This is a genomic window from Psychrobacter sp. Choline-02u-9 (assembly GCF_002836505.1).
Taxonomy (GTDB): domain Bacteria; phylum Pseudomonadota; class Gammaproteobacteria; order Pseudomonadales; family Moraxellaceae; genus Psychrobacter.
Genome location: NZ_PJBF01000022.1, coordinates 1 through 775, shown reverse-complemented (window position 1 = coordinate 775; position 775 = coordinate 1). Strand labels below are relative to the sequence as shown.

2 protein-coding genes are annotated in these 775 nt (G+C 41.3%); both read right to left on the bottom strand.

What is annotated here, in order from left to right; genetic code table 11:
* Positions 1 to 538, bottom strand: a 538-nt coding sequence (locus CXF69_RS14440) for an IS630 family transposase (protein WP_404944633.1), incomplete at its 3' end; no start/stop codon positions are given.
* The coding region (locus tag CXF69_RS14435) for an IS630 transposase-related protein (protein WP_102078938.1) at positions 489 to 775 on the bottom strand (287 nt) is incomplete at its 5' end. The genes CXF69_RS14440 and CXF69_RS14435, both read right to left, overlap by 50 nt.

The following is a 775-nucleotide window of genomic DNA, read 5'->3' as shown; positions in this document are numbered from 1 at the left end:
TCTTTATAAAATCGATACAGCCCATATCATGAAACAGTTTAGGTAGATTATTCTCCATCCATCCTTGGCGTAGAAACTTAGCCTGTGCCCATTTTTTCTCGATAGGGTTTAGATCAGGGCTGTACGGCGGCAGCCATAAAATACGATGACCATGTCTATTAAGTAGCTTTTGAATACGCTTACTCTTATGAAATCGAGCATTATCCATGACAATCACGCATTTAGTTTTAAGACTTGGGATTAGCGTGTATTTGCACCAGTCGTAGAATATGGTGCTATTGATATTCTGCTCAACGTAATCAAGCGCAAATAGCATTTTTTCATAGAGAGCTCCGATGACATTCGTACGTCTCGAAGCTTGCCAGTTGTAGCTATCGATACAGGGTTTACCAATCGGTGCATAGCCATGAGAACGAATGGTTTCAGCCTCAAAGCCGCTTTCATCCATATAGACAATGGGATAGCCTTGCTGCGTAAAGCGATCAAGCCTACTCTGGAATATCGCTCTTTTTATCGGACACGCTTTTGGATGTTCCAAGGTCTTTTTTTTGACTGATACCAAGACGCTTTAAAGCATTAAAGATACCCGTTTGACTACAGTTCAAGCGACGAGCTCTTTCATAGTTATAATCATCTGGGTATCTTTTTACGTCTTCAATCAATGCGTCATCAGGTATTTTAGTCGGTGCTTTATTTCTGGTTGTTTTAGGCGCTAATTTCTTCTGCCAGCTGTGAATGGTGCTGGTGCTAAGTCCATAAAATAGCGCAGCTTCTC